The sequence below is a fragment of the Streptomyces sp. NPDC029159 genome, from assembly GCF_055564055.1.
Genome location: NZ_JBVHWT010000001.1, coordinates 624,453 through 639,013 on the forward strand (window position 1 = coordinate 624,453; position 14,561 = coordinate 639,013).

The window sequence follows — 14,561 nt, forward strand, 5'->3', positions numbered from 1 at the left end:
GAATCAGGCTCCTTGGGCATTGGGCTGAGTCTCGGGCTGGGCGACGACGGGCTCAGAGGCGGTGGGCCCGCCCAGGCGGCTCCTCAGCCGCTGATGCCACACCGGACGCTTCCGGGGAGGTACGTGGTCGACACCACCGAGCGACCACGGGTTGCAACGCAGAATGCGCCAGGCGGTCAGCGCAGTCCCTTTCACCGCGCCATGCCGGTCGATGGCGGTGAAGCCATAGTGCGAACACGACGGGTAGTACTTGCAGACCGGGCCCAGCAAGGGGCTGATGGTCCACTGATACAGCTTGATCAACAGCAGCAGCGGGTACTTCACTGTGCGCTCCCTCCCGGTCCCCTGTCGGGGATCCGAGGGTCGCCCCCCTTGGGATGGCAGCCGCGCGGCGCCTCGCCCAGCAGCCGCTTCAGGGCGGCGTCCAGGTCGCGGGCCAGCTGTTCGTGGTCCGACTCACCCGCACCGGGCAGTGCCCGTACGACAACCAGGCTACCGGCGGGCAGTGCGGACAGCCGATCACGTAGGAGATGACGGAGTCGGCGCTTGACCTTGTTGCGGACGACGGCAACGCCAACGGCCTTGCTGACGACGAAACCCGCACGCGCGGGGGAAGCGTGTTCCCCCGCTGCGTGCGGGTCCGTTGCACCGCTACGTAGATGAACGACAAGGAGCGGGCGCCCGGCCCTGCGTCCCCGGCGTACCGCGGTCGCGAAGTCCTCGCGCCGCCTCAGCCGATGTTCGGTAGGCAGCACGTCATGGACCTAGGGTCTGGCTGCTCAGGCCGACAGGCGGGCGCGACCCTTGCCACGGCGGGAGGCCAGGATGGCGCGACCGGCGCGGGTCCGCATGCGCAGACGGAAGCCGTGGGTCTTCGCGCGACGGCGGTTGTTCGGCTGGAAGGTGCGCTTGCTCACTCGGGGGCTCCAGGAATGCTTGTTGCCTCATGCGAGACAAATGTGGGGCGTCGACTGGCTGTCACCGTGCGCCCACGAGTAGCTCGCAACGCCTAAGTGCACCGCTTCTTGACCGCTTGAGCGATCTTTGCCCGTCGGAGGCAGGCGGCAGCAGCCATCGACAACTCGACCTGGTCACGGTACGCGCGACTACGCCATCCGGTCAAACCACCAGCCGATCACCCCGGACCGGCGCCGACCGGGACACACTATGCACAGCCTGTGGACAACAACTTGAATCCCCAGGCCCGGCCTGACTACCGTGGCTGAACTCCGATTACTTCCCGCCCGTCCTGAGAATCACACATTCGTGGGACTGCTGAGAGAGCGTGTTCCGTGGCTGATGTACCTGCCGATCTTGCCGCAGTGTGGCCGCGTGTACTCGACCACCTCCTACGGGCGGACGCCGACGGCCTCAAGCCCAAGGACCAGGACTGGCTCAAGCGCACGCAGCCGCTGGCGCTGGTCGCCGACACCGCGCTGCTCGCCGTCCCCAACGAATTCGCCAAGGGCGTGCTCGAAGGCCGGCTGGCACCGCTGATCGGCGAGGCCCTCAGCCATGAGTGCGGCCGCCCGATCCGGATCGCGATCACCGTCGACGACTCCTCCGAGGAGCCCGCGGCGCCCGCGCCCGCCCCGCAGCCGCAGGCCCCTCAGCATCCGCAGCAGGGCCAGCACCCGCAGCACCAGCAGCACCAGCAGCCGCACGAGTCGTACGAGGGGTACGACGGACGGCAGAGCTACCCGCGGCAGGGCGACGACCTGCACATCCGGCCCGCCTACCCCGACTACCCGCAGCACCAGCAGCCCCGGCACGAGCCCGGCTCCTGGCCGCAGCACTCCTCCGCGCTGCCGCCCGCGCCCGGTCCGCGCGAGGACTACGGCTGGCAGCAGCAGCGCCTCGGCTTCCCCGAGCGTGATCCGTACGGCACGCCGCCGCCCGCCCACGTCCAGCAGCAGGGCGACTACCGCGGGCAGGCACCCGAGCACCCCCGGGCGCAGCGCTCCGAGGGGCGTGACCCCTATGACCCGCAGGCGCAGCGGCGGGACGCCGCCGAGCACCAGTCCGGGCGCCACGCCGGCCCCGGCTCGTCGCTGCCCGCGCCCAGCGGTGCGCCCGGTCCGCTCGCGGCACAGCCCGCGCCCGCGACCGGCCCCGGGGAGCCGACCGCCCGGCTGAATCCGAAGTACCTCTTCGACACCTTCGTCATCGGGGCGTCGAACCGCTTCGCGCACGCCGCGGCGGTCGCCGTCGCGGAGGCGCCGGCCAAGGCGTACAACCCGCTGTTCATCTACGGCGAGTCCGGGCTCGGCAAGACGCATCTGCTGCACGCGATCGGGCACTACGCGCGGAGCCTGTACCCGGGAACCCGGGTGCGGTACGTGAGCTCGGAGGAGTTCACCAACGAGTTCATCAACTCCATCCGCGACGGCAAGGCGGACGCGTTCCGCAAGCGCTACCGCGACATGGACATCCTGCTCGTCGACGACATCCAGTTCCTGGCGAGCAAGGAGTCGACGCAGGAGGAGTTCTTCCACACCTTCAACACGCTGCACAACGCCAACAAGCAGATCGTGCTCTCCTCGGACCGGCCGCCCAAGCAGCTGGTCACCCTGGAGGACCGGCTGCGCAACCGCTTCGAGTGGGGTCTGATCACGGACGTCCAGCCGCCCGAGCTGGAGACCCGGATCGCGATCCTGCGGAAGAAGGCGGTGCAGGAGCAGCTGAACGCGCCGCCCGAGGTGCTGGAGTTCATCGCGTCCCGGATCTCGCGCAACATCCGCGAGCTGGAGGGCGCGCTGATCCGGGTGACGGCGTTCGCGTCGCTCAACCGGCAGCCGGTCGACCTCGGGCTCACCGAGATCGTGTTGAAGGACCTGATCCCCGGCGGCGAGGACGCGGCGCCGGAGATCACCGCGACGGCGATCATGGCGTCGACGGCCGACTACTTCGGGCTGACCGTCGACGACCTGTGCGGCTCCTCGCGCAGCCGGGTGCTGGTGACGGCCCGGCAGATCGCGATGTACCTCTGCCGGGAGCTGACGGATCTGTCGCTGCCGAAGATCGGCGCACAGTTCGGCGGGCGGGACCATACGACGGTGATGCACGCCGACCGCAAGATCCGGGCGCTGATGGCGGAGCGCCGGTCCATCTACAACCAGGTCACCGAGTTGACCAACCGCATCAAGAACGGCTGACGCGCCACCGGTGGTGGTGCGCCCAGGGCGCTCCGGGAGATCCCGGGGCGCCCTCCGTGCTTCCGGGCCCGCCGCACCGGCCCAGGCGCCGCTGCGGCCTCTTCCGTACCTCTTCCGTCTCCGTTCCCCGTCCGCGTCCAGGTGGCGCCGCGGGGCGGTGCGGCTTCGCTGTGCGGCGTTCTGCGGTGGCGGTGCGGTCGTCCCCAGGTGGGGTGGAGAGGTGTCGAGAGGGGGTCGGGAAGGGGTTTCGAGCCCGTCGGCGGGGGTTCCAAACCTGTGGATGGCGCCCGGCTCTGTTCGATTCCGGGGGAGGTCACGGCCTCTCTCCACAGATTGGGGGAAAATCTTCCGTCCACACCCTGGGGACTGGAAAGTTATCCCTGTGCTGTCCACAGGCCGGGCTTCTGACGGATCATCGGGCGAGGTCAGGCGGGTGTGGATTTGTGGCAAACCGTAATCCACAGGCTGTGGACAGAGCATCCGTCCACAGGGGGCCGTTCGGGTTGTCCACCGGCTGCCCACAGGCTGGGGGCGGTTGTCCCCAGCTTCTCCACACCCCTGTCCACTGTTCGGCAACGCGACACCGGCTCTCACCGTCCCGAGTGAAAGCGGTCACATCAACACCGGGGGTTGGGCTGTGGGGAACCGGGGTAAAACTGGGGACGGCGCTGGGGAGAAGTCGCCTTCCCCTGTGCATGGGGTGTGCAGAACTTTCGGCGGTCCACAGATCCGCCCGGTTATCCACGACCGCCACCCACAGGCCCGGTGGATAAAAAATCCGCGTTGACCTGCGAAAAAGCAGTTGTCCACGGTTTCCACAGGCCCTACTACTACGACCACGGATATCTACCGGGGAACTCGTTCGGAAACGGGGCCTGTGCACAACTCGCGCTCGGAGCGCCGACCGCCCGCCGAGCCGACTTGACCCCGAGCAGCAACGGCTGTCGGTGGCGTGCGTCAGACTGGAATCCGGCAACTCAGCCGACGACGAAAGCCAGCAGGGCGAGAGCCAGCAACAGCAGGAGGCGGTTTCCGGTGAAGATCCGGGTGGAGCGCGATGTACTCGCGGAGGCAGTGGCCTGGGCGGCCAAGAGCCTCCCGGCCCGTCCGCCGGTGCCCGTCCTCGCGGGCCTGCTGCTGAAGTCGGAGGACGGCAAGCTGTCGCTCTCCGGCTTCGACTACGAGGTCTCGGCGCGGGTCTCGGTCGAGGCGGAGATCGAGGAGGAGGGCACCGTCCTCGTCTCCGGCCGGCTGCTCGCCGACATCTGCCGGGCGCTCCCCAACCGCCCGGTGGAGATCTCCACCGACGGCGTCCGCGTCACCGTCGTCTGCGGCTCGTCCCGCTTCACCCTCCACACCCTGCCGGTGGAGGAGTACCCGGCCCTGCCGACGATGCCCACCGCCACCGGCACCGTCCCCGGTGAGGTCTTCGCCGCCGCCGCCGCGCAGGTGGCCATCGCCGCCGGCCGTGACGACACCCTGCCGGTGCTCACCGGTGTGCGGATCGAGATCGAGGGCGACACCGTCACGCTGGCCTCCACCGACCGGTACCGCTTCGCCGTCCGCGAGTTCCTGTGGAAGCCGGAGAACCCGGACGCCTCCGCCGTCGCGCTGGTCCCCGCCAAGACGCTCCAGGACACCGCCAAGTCGCTGAGCAGCGGCGACACCGTCACGCTGGCGCTGTCCGGCTCGGGTGCGGGCGAGGGCCTGATCGGCTTCGAGGGCGCCGGCCGCCGGACGACGACGCGGCTGCTGGAAGGCGATCTGCCGAAGTACCGCACGCTCTTCCCGACCGAGTTCAACTCCGTCGCCGTGATCGAGACCGCGCCGTTCGTCGAGGCGGTCAAGCGGGTGGCGCTGGTGGCCGAGCGGAACACCCCGGTGCGGCTCAGCTTCGAGCAGGGCGTGCTGATCCTGGAGGCCGGCTCCAGCGACGATGCACAGGCTGTGGAGCGCGTCGACGCGGACCTGGAGGGCGACGACATCTCGATCGCCTTCAACCCCGGCTTCCTGCTGGAGGGCCTGTCGGCGATCGACTCCCCGGTCGCGCAGCTGTCCTTCACGACGTCGACCAAGCCCGCGCTGCTCAGCGGCCGTCCCGCCAAGGACGCCGAGGCGGACGAGACGTACAAGTACCTGATCATGCCGGTGCGGCTCTCCGGCTGACGTCCGCGCGTCACGGGCCGGCCGGGGCTCCCGGCCGGCCCTCCGCGTCCCCGGACGGGCGGAGCCGATGAGCGCTCGGGCCCACAGGTGTGCACGCACCACCCGGCGTAGGCTCGGACTCGGGTACGAACAGCAACGACTACGTGCAAATGAGGGTCTCTGATGGAGCTCGGTCTCGTCGGTCTCGGCAAGATGGGCGGCAACATGCGCGAGCGCATCCGCCGCGCCGGCCACACCGTCGTCGGATACGACCGCAACCCCGATCTCGCGGATGTCCACAGCCTGGAAGAGCTTGTGGGCAAGCTCAAGGGTCCGCGGGTCGTGTGGGTCATGGTCCCGGCCGGTGACGCCACCCAGGCGACCATCGACGCGCTCGGTGAGCTGCTGTCCGAGGGCGACATCGTCGTCGACGGCGGCAACTCCCGCTGGACCGACGACGAGAAGCACGCCGCGGAGCTGGCGGCCAAGGGCATCGGCTTCGTCGACTGCGGCGTCTCCGGCGGTGTCTGGGGCCTGGAGAACGGCTACGCGCTGATGTACGGCGGCGCCGCCGCCGACGTCGCCAAGGTGCAGCCGATCTTCGACGCGCTCAAGCCCGAGGGCGAGTTCGGCTCCGTGCACGCCGGCAAGGTCGGCGCCGGCCACTTCGCGAAGATGGTCCACAACGGCATCGAGTACGCGATGATGCAGGCGTACGCCGAGGGCTGGGAGCTGCTGGAGAAGGTCGACTCCGTCACCGATGTGCGCGAGGTCTTCCGCTCCTGGCAGGAGGGCACGGTCATCCGTTCCTGGCTGCTCGACCTCGCGGTCAACGCCCTCGACGACGACGAGCACCTGGACAAGCTGCGGGGCTACGCCGCCGACTCCGGTGAGGGCCGCTGGACGGTCGAGGCGGCGATCGACAACGCCGTGCCGCTGCCCGCGATCACCGCGTCGCTGTTCGCCCGGTTCGCCTCCCGTCAGGAGGACTCACCGCAGATGAAGATGATCGCGGCGCTGCGTAACCAGTTCGGCGGCCACGCCGTCGAGAACAAGAAGTAACCAGCAGGTCCGCAGCCGCGGGAGGTCGGCGCAGCTCCATGCACGTCACGCATCTGTCGCTCGCCGACTTCCGCTCGTACGCCCGGGTCGAGGTCCCGCTCGAACCGGGCGTCACGGCCTTCGTCGGCCCCAACGGCCAGGGCAAGACCAACCTCGTCGAGGCGGTCGGCTATCTGGCGACGCTCGGCAGCCACCGGGTCTCCTCGGACGCGCCGCTGGTGCGGATGGGCGCCGAGCGGGCGATCGTCCGCGCCGCCGTCGCCCAGGGCGACCGGCAGCAGCTGATCGAGCTGGAGCTGAACCCGGGCCGCGCCAACCGCGCCCGGATCAACCGCTCCTCCCAGGTGAAGCCGCGCGATGTGCTCGGCATCGTCCGTACGGTGCTCTTCGCGCCGGAGGACCTCGCGCTGATCAAGGGCGATCCCGGGGAGCGGCGGCGGTTCCTGGACGAGCTGATCACCGCGCGGGCGCCGCGGATGGCCGGGGTACGCGGCGACTACGACCGCGTCCTCAAGCAGCGCAACACCCTGCTGAAGTCCGCCGCCCTCGCCCGGCGCCACGGCGGCCGGAAGATGGACCTCTCGACGCTGGACATCTGGGACCAGCACCTGGCGCGCGCCGGTGCCGAGCTGCTGGCGCAGCGCCTCGACCTGATCGCCGCACTGCGCCCGCTGACCGACAAGGCGTACGGACAACTGGCGCCCGGCGGCGGTCCGGTCGGTCTGGAGTACCGCGGTTCGGCGGGCGAGGCGATGGCCCGTGCGACCAACCGCGAGGAGCTGTACGGCGCGCTGCTGGAGGCGCTGGGCGAGGCGCGGAAGAACGAGATCGAGCGCGGGGTGACGCTGGTCGGCCCGCACCGCGACGATCTGCTGCTGAAGCTGGGCGACCTGCCCGCGAAGGGGTACGCCAGCCACGGTGAGTCCTGGTCGTACGCGCTGGCGCTGCGGCTGGCCTCGTACGACCTGCTGCGGTCGGAGGGCGAGCCGCTCCGGATGCCGGAGGGCGAAGGGCGGCGCAGCGGCGAGCCGGTGCTCGTCCTGGACGACGTCTTCGCCGAGCTGGACGCGCGGCGCCGGGAGCGGCTGGCGGAGCTGGTGGCGCCGGGCGAGCAGGTGCTGGTCACGGCGGCGGTCGAGGACGACGTGCCCGGGGCGCTGGCCGGGCGGCGGTTCGCGGTGTCCGGCGGCACGGTCCGCGCGGAGACGCCGTGAGCGACGGGCCCGCGAAGGAGCCGAAGCCGCCGGAGCTGTCGGGCATCGATCTGGCCCGGCAGGCGCTGGTGGCGGCGAAGGAGCAGGCGCGGGCGCGGGGCGCCGCCGCGCAGCAGAAGAAGCAGGCGCGCCGCGGCGGGCTGCGCTCCGGCGCGCGCGCCGACGGCCGCGATCCGCTGCCGCTGGGCGCGGCGATCAACCGTCTGATCACCGAGCGCGGCTGGGAGACCCCGGCGGCGGTCGGCGGGGTGATGGGGCGCTGGCCGCAGCTGGTCGGCCCCGAGGTGGCGCAGCACTGCGAGCCGCAGCGGTACGACGAGGACGCCCGGGTGCTGACGGTGCAGTGCGACTCGACGGCGTGGGCGACGCAGCTGCGGCTGCTGGCGCCGCAGCTGGTGCGGCGGCTCAACCAGGACCTGGGCCAGGGCACCGTGAAGCTGATCAAGGTGCTGGGTCCGGGGGGTCCGGCGCGGCGGTACGGACCGCTGCGCGCGCCCGGCAGCACGGGCCCCGGGGACACGTACGGCTGAGGCGGTTCGTGCTGCCTGGGACGGTTGTGCACAGGGGTTGTGGATGAGACTCCGCTCACGGTTGCGACCGGTTGACAGTCCGAAGCGCTGAGTGCCGGTTTGAACGTCCTCAGGCCCCGTTCCAGATATGGGGAGTCGGTGGACGTGAGTTCAGGGCGGCACATGCGGACTCAGGTACCCGCAAAGCCCCATGAGTGTCGGCGCCACCGGTACACTGGTACGCAATCCCGCCGGCTCGCGGGACACGTCGATCAAGACAGAACGACGCAGCCGCTCCCCTTCGACTCCGTGGGGTGTCCCCCACAGGCTGGGGAGGGCTCGTGCTGTGCCAGAAAGGGCGCTTCGTGGCCGACTCCGGCGACCTCAACGAGAACAACACGGCTTCCACCGACGAGGGGGTCCCGGCAGGCGCCGTGGACGACACCTCGGGTGAGAAGTCGTACGACGCCAGCGCGATCACCGTCCTGGAGGGTCTGGACGCGGTCCGCAAGCGACCCGGCATGTACATCGGCTCGACCGGCGAGCGTGGCCTGCACCACCTGGTGCAGGAGGTCGTCGACAACTCCGTCGACGAGGCGATGGCCGGGCACGCCGACACCATCGACGTCACGATCCTCGCCGACGGCGGGGTGCGCGTCGTCGACAACGGCCGTGGCATCCCGGTCGGCATCGTGCCGTCGGAGAACAAGCCGGCCGTCGAGGTCGTGATGACCGTGCTGCACGCCGGCGGCAAGTTCGGCGGCGGCGGGTACGCGGTCTCCGGTGGTCTGCACGGCGTGGGCGTCTCCGTCGTGAACGCGCTGTCCACGCGGGTGGCGGTCGAGGTCCGCACGGACGGCTACCGCTGGACCCAGGAGTACAAGCTCGGCGTGCCGACCGCCCCGCTGGCGCGGAACGAGGCGACCGAGGAGACGGGCACCTCCGTCACCTTCTGGGCCGACGGCGACATCTTCGAGACCACGGTCTACAGCTTCGAGACGCTCTCGCGCCGCTTCCAGGAGATGGCGTTCCTCAACAAGGGCCTCTCGATCGCGCTGACCGACGAGCGCCCCGACCACGTGGACGAGGAGGGCAAGCCGCTCTCCGTCCGCTACCACTACGAGGGCGGCATCGTCGACTTCGTGAAGTACCTGAACTCCCGCAAGGGGGAGCTGGTGCATCCGACGGTCATCGACGTCGAGGCCGAGGACAAGGAGCGGCTCCTCTCGGCGGAGATCGCGATGCAGTGGAACACCCAGTACAGCGAGGGTGTCTACAGCTTCGCCAACACCATCCACACCCACGAGGGCGGCACCCACGAAGAGGGCTTCCGCGCGGCGCTGACGGGTCTGATCAACCGTTACGCCCGCGACAAGAAGCTGCTGCGCGAGAAGGACGACAACCTCACGGGTGAGGACATCCGCGAGGGTCTGACCGCGATCATCTCCGTCAAGCTCGGCGAGCCGCAGTTCGAGGGCCAGACGAAGACGAAGCTCGGCAACACCGAGGCGAAGACCTTCGTCCAGAAGGTCGTCCACGAGCACCTGACGGACTGGCTGGACCGCAACCCCAACGAGGCCGCGGACATCATCCGCAAGGGCATCCAGGCCGCCACCGCCCGCGTCGCGGCCCGTAAGGCGCGCGATCTGACCCGCCGTAAGGGGCTGCTGGAGACGGCGTCGCTGCCGGGCAAGCTGAGCGACTGCCAGTCCAACGACCCGACCAAGTGCGAGATCTTCATCGTCGAGGGTGACTCCGCCGGCGGCTCGGCCAAGTCCGGCCGTAACCCGGAGTACCAGGCGATCCTCCCGATCCGCGGCAAGATCCTCAACGTCGAGAAGGCCCGGGTCGACAAGATCCTCCAGAACAACGAGGTCCAGGCGCTGATCTCGGCGTTCGGCACCGGTGTGCACGAGGACTTCGACATCGAGAAGCTCCGCTACCACAAGATCATCTTGATGGCGGACGCCGACGTCGACGGTCAGCACATCAACACCCTGCTGCTGACCTTCCTCTTCCGCTTCATGCGGCCGCTGGTCGAGGCGGGGCACGTCTACCTCTCCCGTCCGCCGCTGTACAAGATCAAGTGGGGCCGGGACGACTTCGAGTACGCCTACTCCGACCCCGAGCGCGATGTGCTGATCGAGGCCGGCAAGCGGGCCGGCAAGCGCATCAAGGACGACTCCGTCCAGCGCTTCAAGGGTCTGGGCGAGATGAACGCCGAGGAGCTGCGCGTCACCACCATGGACACCGACCACCGCGTGCTCGGGCAGGTCTCCCTGGACGACGCCGCCCGCGCCGACGACCTGTTCTCGGTGCTGATGGGCGAGGACGTCGAGGCGCGTCGCTCGTTCATCCAGCGCAACGCCAAGGACGTCCGCTTCCTCGACATCTGAGTCTGTCGGCCCCTCAACAGCCGCAGCGCGAAAGGACTTTGATCAACCATGGCCGACGAGACTCCCCCCGTCACCCCGGACGGCACCACCGCCGAGGGCGCACCCGCCGCCATCGAGGGCGTGGGTATGCGCGTAGAGCCGGTCGGGCTCGAAACGGAGATGCAGCGCTCCTACCTCGACTACGCGATGTCCGTCATCGTCTCGCGTGCGCTGCCCGACGTCCGCGACGGTCTCAAGCCGGTGCACCGCCGCGTGCTCTACGCGATGTACGACGGCGGGTACCGCCCCGAGAAGGGCTTCTACAAGTGCGCCCGCGTCGTCGGTGACGTCATGGGTACGTACCACCCGCACGGCGACTCCTCGATCTACGACGCGCTGGTCCGCCTGGCGCAGCCGTGGTCGATGCGGATGCCGCTGGTCGACTCCAACGGCAACTTCGGCTCCCCGGGCAACGACCCGGCGGCGGCCATGCGGTACACCGAGTGCAAGATGAAGCAGCTCTCCATGGAGATGCTGCGGGACATCGACGAGGAGACCGTCGATTTCCAGGACAACTACGACGGCCGGAACCAGGAGCCGACGGTCCTGCCGGCGCGTTTCCCGAACCTGCTGATCAACGGCTCGGCCGGTATCGCCGTCGGTATGGCCACCAACATCCCGCCGCACAACCTCCGCGAGGTCGCCGCCGGTGCCCAGTGGGCGCTGGAGAACCCCGAGGCGACGTCGGAGGAGCTGCTGGAGGCGCTCATCGAGCGCATCAAGGGCCCCGACTTCCCGACCGGCGCGCTGGTGGTGGGCCGCAAGGGCATCGAGGAGGCGTACCGCACCGGCCGCGGCTCGATCACGATGCGCGCGGTGGTGGCGGTCGAGGAGATCCAGAACCGCCAGTGCCTGGTCGTCACCGAGCTGCCCTACCAGGTCAACCCGGACAACCTCGCGCAGAAGATCGCCGACCTCGTCAAGGACGGCAAGATCGGCGGCATCGCGGACGTCCGTGACGAGACGTCGTCCCGTACGGGGCAGCGCCTGGTCATCGTCCTCAAGCGGGACGCGGTCGCCAAGGTCGTCCTCAACAACCTCTACAAGCACACCGACCTCCAGACCAACTTCGGCGCCAACATGCTGGCGCTGGTCGACGGCGTGCCGCGCACCCTCTCGCTGGACGCGTTCATCCGCCACTGGGTGACCCACCAGGTCGAGGTCATCGTCCGGCGGACCCGCTTCCGGCTGCGCAAGGCCGAGGAGCGCGCCCACATCCTGCGCGGTCTGCTCAAGGCGCTGGACGCGATCGACGAGGTCATCGCGCTGATCCGGCGCAGCGACACGGTCGACGTGGCGCGCGAGGGTCTGATGGGCCTGCTGTCCATCGACGAGATCCAGGCCAACGCGATCCTGGAGATGCAGCTGCGCCGGCTGGCCGCCCTGGAGCGCCAGAAGATCACCGCCGAGCACGACGAGCTGCAGCAGAAGATCAACGAGTACAAGGCGATCCTCGCCTCGCCGGAGAAGCAGCGGCAGATCATCAGCGAGGAACTGGCCGCGCTGGTCGAGAAGTTCGGCGACGACCGCCGCTCCAAGCTGGTGCCCTTCGAGGGCGACATGTCCATCGAGGACCTGATCGCCGAAGAGGACATCGTCGTCACCATCACGCGCGGCGGCTACGTCAAGCGCACCAAGACCGACGACTACCGCTCCCAGAAGCGCGGCGGCAAGGGCGTGCGCGGCACGAAGCTGAAGGAAGACGACATCGTCGACCACTTCTTCGTCTCGACCACCCACCACTGGCTGCTGTTCTTCACCAACAAGGGCCGCGTCTACCGCGCCAAGGCGTACGAACTCCCCGACGCCGGACGGGACGCGCGCGGCCAGCACGTCGCCAACCTCCTGGCCTTCCAGCCGGACGAGCAGATCGCCCGCATCCTGGCGATCCGCGACTACGAGGCCGCGCCGTACCTGGTCCTCGCCACCCAGGCGGGCCTGGTGAAGAAGACCCCGCTGAAGGACTACGACTCGCCGCGCTCCGGCGGTGTCATCGCGATCAACCTCCGTGAGCAGGAGGACGGCAGCGACGACGAGCTGATCGGCGCCGAGCTGGTCTCCGGCGAGGACGACCTGCTGCTGATCAGCAAGAAGGCGCAGTCGATCCGCTTCACCGCCACGGACGAGGCGCTGCGCCCGATGGGCCGCGCCACCTCCGGTGTGAAGGGCATGAGCTTCCGCGAGGGCGACGAGCTGCTGTCGATGAACGTGGTGCGCGCGGGGACGTTCGTCTTCACCGCGACGGACGGCGGCTACGCCAAGCGCACCCCGGTCGACGAGTACCGCGTCCAGGGCCGCGGCGGCCTCGGCATCAAGGCGGCGAAGATCGTGGAGGACCGCGGTTCGCTGGTCGGTGCGCTGGTCGTCGAGGAGAGTGACGAGATTCTTGCGATCACCCTCGGCGGAGGCGTCATTCGTACGCGGGTCAACGAGGTCCGGGAGACCGGTCGTGACACGATGGGCGTCCAACTGATCAACCTGGGCAAGCGTGATGCCGTCGTGGGCATCGCACGGAACGCCGAGGCCGGGCGCGAAGCCGAAGAGGTCGACGGGGCCGAGGGGCCCGAGGAGACCGCCGAGGCGGCAGGTACCGAGCCGGCCGAGGGCGGGCAGCCCGCGGCGGAATAAGCACAAGGAGTAGGTCGTGAGTGGAGCCACGGGCGCTGCGGCGGGCGGACAGGGAGCCGGAAAGGTCACCTCGTCAGGGCCCGCAACCGTGACGGAGGACAGCGCCCGTGGCTCCGGTATGTCCGGCAGCCCGCACCAGGGGGGAAGCATGACCGACACCCGTCAGCCGTATCCGCAGCACCAGCAGCCGCAGCCCGAGGCGCAGCCGCCGCACAAGCCGTACGAGCCGCCGCGGGCGTACCCGGCGGAGGGCGGCACCGGTTCGGTCCGGCTGCCGCGTACCGACGCCCGTACGGCGCCGCGCACCCGTAAGGCGCGGCTGCGGGTGGCGCGCACCGATCCGTGGTCGGTGATGAAGGTGAGCTTCCTGCTCTCCCTCGCGCTGGGCGTCTGCACCATCGTGGCGGTCTCCGTGCTGTGGATGGTGATGGACGCGATGGGCGTCTTCTCCACGGTCGGCACGGCGATCAGCGAGGCGAGCGGCTCCGCGGACGGCAAGGGCTTCGATCTCCAGTCGTTCCTGTCGCTGCCGCGGGTGCTGCTGTTCACCACCGTCATCGCGGTGATCGACGTGGTGCTGGCGACGGCGCTGGCAACTCTCGGTTCGTTCATCTACAACCTGTCGGCGGGCTTCGTCGGCGGCGTCGAGCTGACGCTCGCGGAGGACGAATGACCCTGGGGGCCTGTCGCCCAACTCCCGCCTGCCTTGCGACGCCCGGCACGCACCCTCGCCGCGTTGTCGGATCGCCCCGATACGCCCAGTATCGGGGCGACCCTCCGCCTTGCGAGGGCACGCACCGGACGCCGCAAGGCCGCCCTTCGGGCAACGACGGGAGTTGGGCGACAGGCCCCCGGGGAGCGGGCCGTGAAGGCGGCCCGCTCCCCGATTTTGGGAACGCCTCTGAAGTGCGCTAATCTTCTGGTGCAGCGAACGAGCGGCTATAGCTCAGACGGTTAGAGCGCTTCCCTGATAAGGAAGAGGTCCCAGGTTCAAGTCCTGGTAGCCGCACCGCCCATCGGCCCGGCCGGAGATTTTCTCCGGCCGGGCCGATGTCGTTGTGCGGGTGCGTCAGTTGGTGTGGCGCGGGCGGCGGTGGACCGGTCGTCGCCCGGTGCGGAGGAGATAACCGATCGGTATCGGCCGGTGTGTATCATCGGCCCACATAGGTCCCCTACGTCAACGAAAGACGAGGTCGCGCGGTGAAGAAGCTTCTCCTGGTCGCACTGGCCGCCATCGGCGGGCTCCTCGTGTACCGCCAGATCCAGGCGGATCGCGCCGAGCAGGATCTGTGGACGGAGGCGACCGACTCCGTGCCCGCAGGTTCGGGTGTGTGAGACCAAACGCCCAGCACAGTTTGTACGGACCCCGGTTGCCGCTGGCTTCCGGGGTTTCGTGCGTCGGGAGGCGGGTGT

At 69.5% G+C, this 14,561-nt stretch carries 11 protein-coding genes, 1 tRNA gene and 1 pseudogene; 10 read left to right on the top strand and 3 right to left on the bottom strand.

What is annotated here, in order from left to right; genetic code table 11:
- Positions 1 to 3 precede the first annotated feature (3 nt).
- The 3 genes and pseudogenes from yidD to rpmH form a co-directional block, all read right to left on the bottom strand.
- Positions 4 to 324, bottom strand: coding sequence for a membrane protein insertion efficiency factor YidD (gene yidD / locus ACZ4U4_RS02815; RefSeq protein WP_467868578.1), 321 nt, complete (start codon positions 322 to 324; stop codon positions 4 to 6).
- 62 nt (positions 325 to 386) lie between these two features.
- A pseudogene (gene rnpA, locus ACZ4U4_RS02820) lies at positions 387 to 755 on the bottom strand (ribonuclease P protein component); the annotation flags it as partial.
- Between the two features lie 24 nt (positions 756 to 779).
- Positions 780 to 917, bottom strand: a complete 138-nt coding sequence (rpmH, locus tag ACZ4U4_RS02825; protein WP_003949374.1) for a 50S ribosomal protein L34 — start codon at positions 915 to 917, stop codon at positions 780 to 782.
- Between the two features lie 375 nt (positions 918 to 1,292).
- On the opposite strand from rpmH, the gene dnaA reads away from it, so the two are divergent.
- The 10 genes from dnaA to ACZ4U4_RS02875 all read left to right on the top strand — a co-directional run bounded on the left by dnaA (position 1,293) and on the right by ACZ4U4_RS02875 (position 14,483).
- A complete protein-coding gene (gene dnaA / locus ACZ4U4_RS02830; protein WP_467868581.1) occupies positions 1,293 to 3,155 on the top strand; it encodes a chromosomal replication initiator protein DnaA in 1,863 nt (620 codons plus the stop codon).
- 1,035 nt (positions 3,156 to 4,190) lie between these two features.
- A complete protein-coding gene (gene dnaN, locus ACZ4U4_RS02835; protein ID WP_467868583.1) occupies positions 4,191 to 5,321 on the top strand; it encodes a DNA polymerase III subunit beta in 1,131 nt (376 codons plus the stop codon).
- 162 nt (positions 5,322 to 5,483) lie between these two features.
- Complete coding sequence (gnd, locus tag ACZ4U4_RS02840; protein ID WP_467868585.1) at positions 5,484 to 6,362, top strand: phosphogluconate dehydrogenase (NAD(+)-dependent, decarboxylating); 879 nt, start codon at positions 5,484 to 5,486, stop codon at positions 6,360 to 6,362.
- 38 nt (positions 6,363 to 6,400) lie between these two features.
- The gene (gene recF, locus ACZ4U4_RS02845; protein ID WP_467868587.1) at positions 6,401 to 7,576 is read left to right on the top strand and encodes a DNA replication/repair protein RecF; all 1,176 of its coding nucleotides are present in this window, start codon (positions 6,401 to 6,403) and stop codon (positions 7,574 to 7,576) included.
- The gene (locus tag ACZ4U4_RS02850; RefSeq protein ID WP_467868589.1) at positions 7,573 to 8,106 is read left to right on the top strand and encodes a DciA family protein; all 534 of its coding nucleotides are present in this window, start codon (positions 7,573 to 7,575) and stop codon (positions 8,104 to 8,106) included. Before recF ends, ACZ4U4_RS02850 begins: the two co-directional genes overlap by 4 nt.
- Positions 8,107 to 8,426: 320 nt before the next feature.
- Entirely contained in the window at positions 8,427 to 10,481 is a 2,055-nt protein-coding gene (gyrB, locus tag ACZ4U4_RS02855) for a DNA topoisomerase (ATP-hydrolyzing) subunit B (protein ID WP_467868591.1), read from the top strand.
- 48 nt (positions 10,482 to 10,529) lie between these two features.
- Positions 10,530 to 13,148 (top strand): DNA gyrase subunit A, encoded by a 2,619-nt coding sequence (gene gyrA / locus ACZ4U4_RS02860; protein WP_467868593.1) that lies wholly within the window; start codon positions 10,530 to 10,532, stop codon positions 13,146 to 13,148.
- A gap of 16 nt (positions 13,149 to 13,164) precedes the next feature.
- Entirely contained in the window at positions 13,165 to 13,821 is a 657-nt protein-coding gene (locus ACZ4U4_RS02865; protein ID WP_467868595.1) for a DUF3566 domain-containing protein, read from the top strand.
- A 262-nt stretch (positions 13,822 to 14,083) separates the two neighbouring features.
- Positions 14,084 to 14,157: transfer RNA gene (locus tag ACZ4U4_RS02870), tRNA-Ile, on the top strand.
- A 191-nt stretch (positions 14,158 to 14,348) separates the two neighbouring features.
- Positions 14,349 to 14,483 (top strand): DLW-39 family protein, encoded by a 135-nt coding sequence (locus tag ACZ4U4_RS02875; protein ID WP_003958712.1) that lies wholly within the window; start codon positions 14,349 to 14,351, stop codon positions 14,481 to 14,483.
- Positions 14,484 to 14,561: the final 78 nt, after the last annotated feature.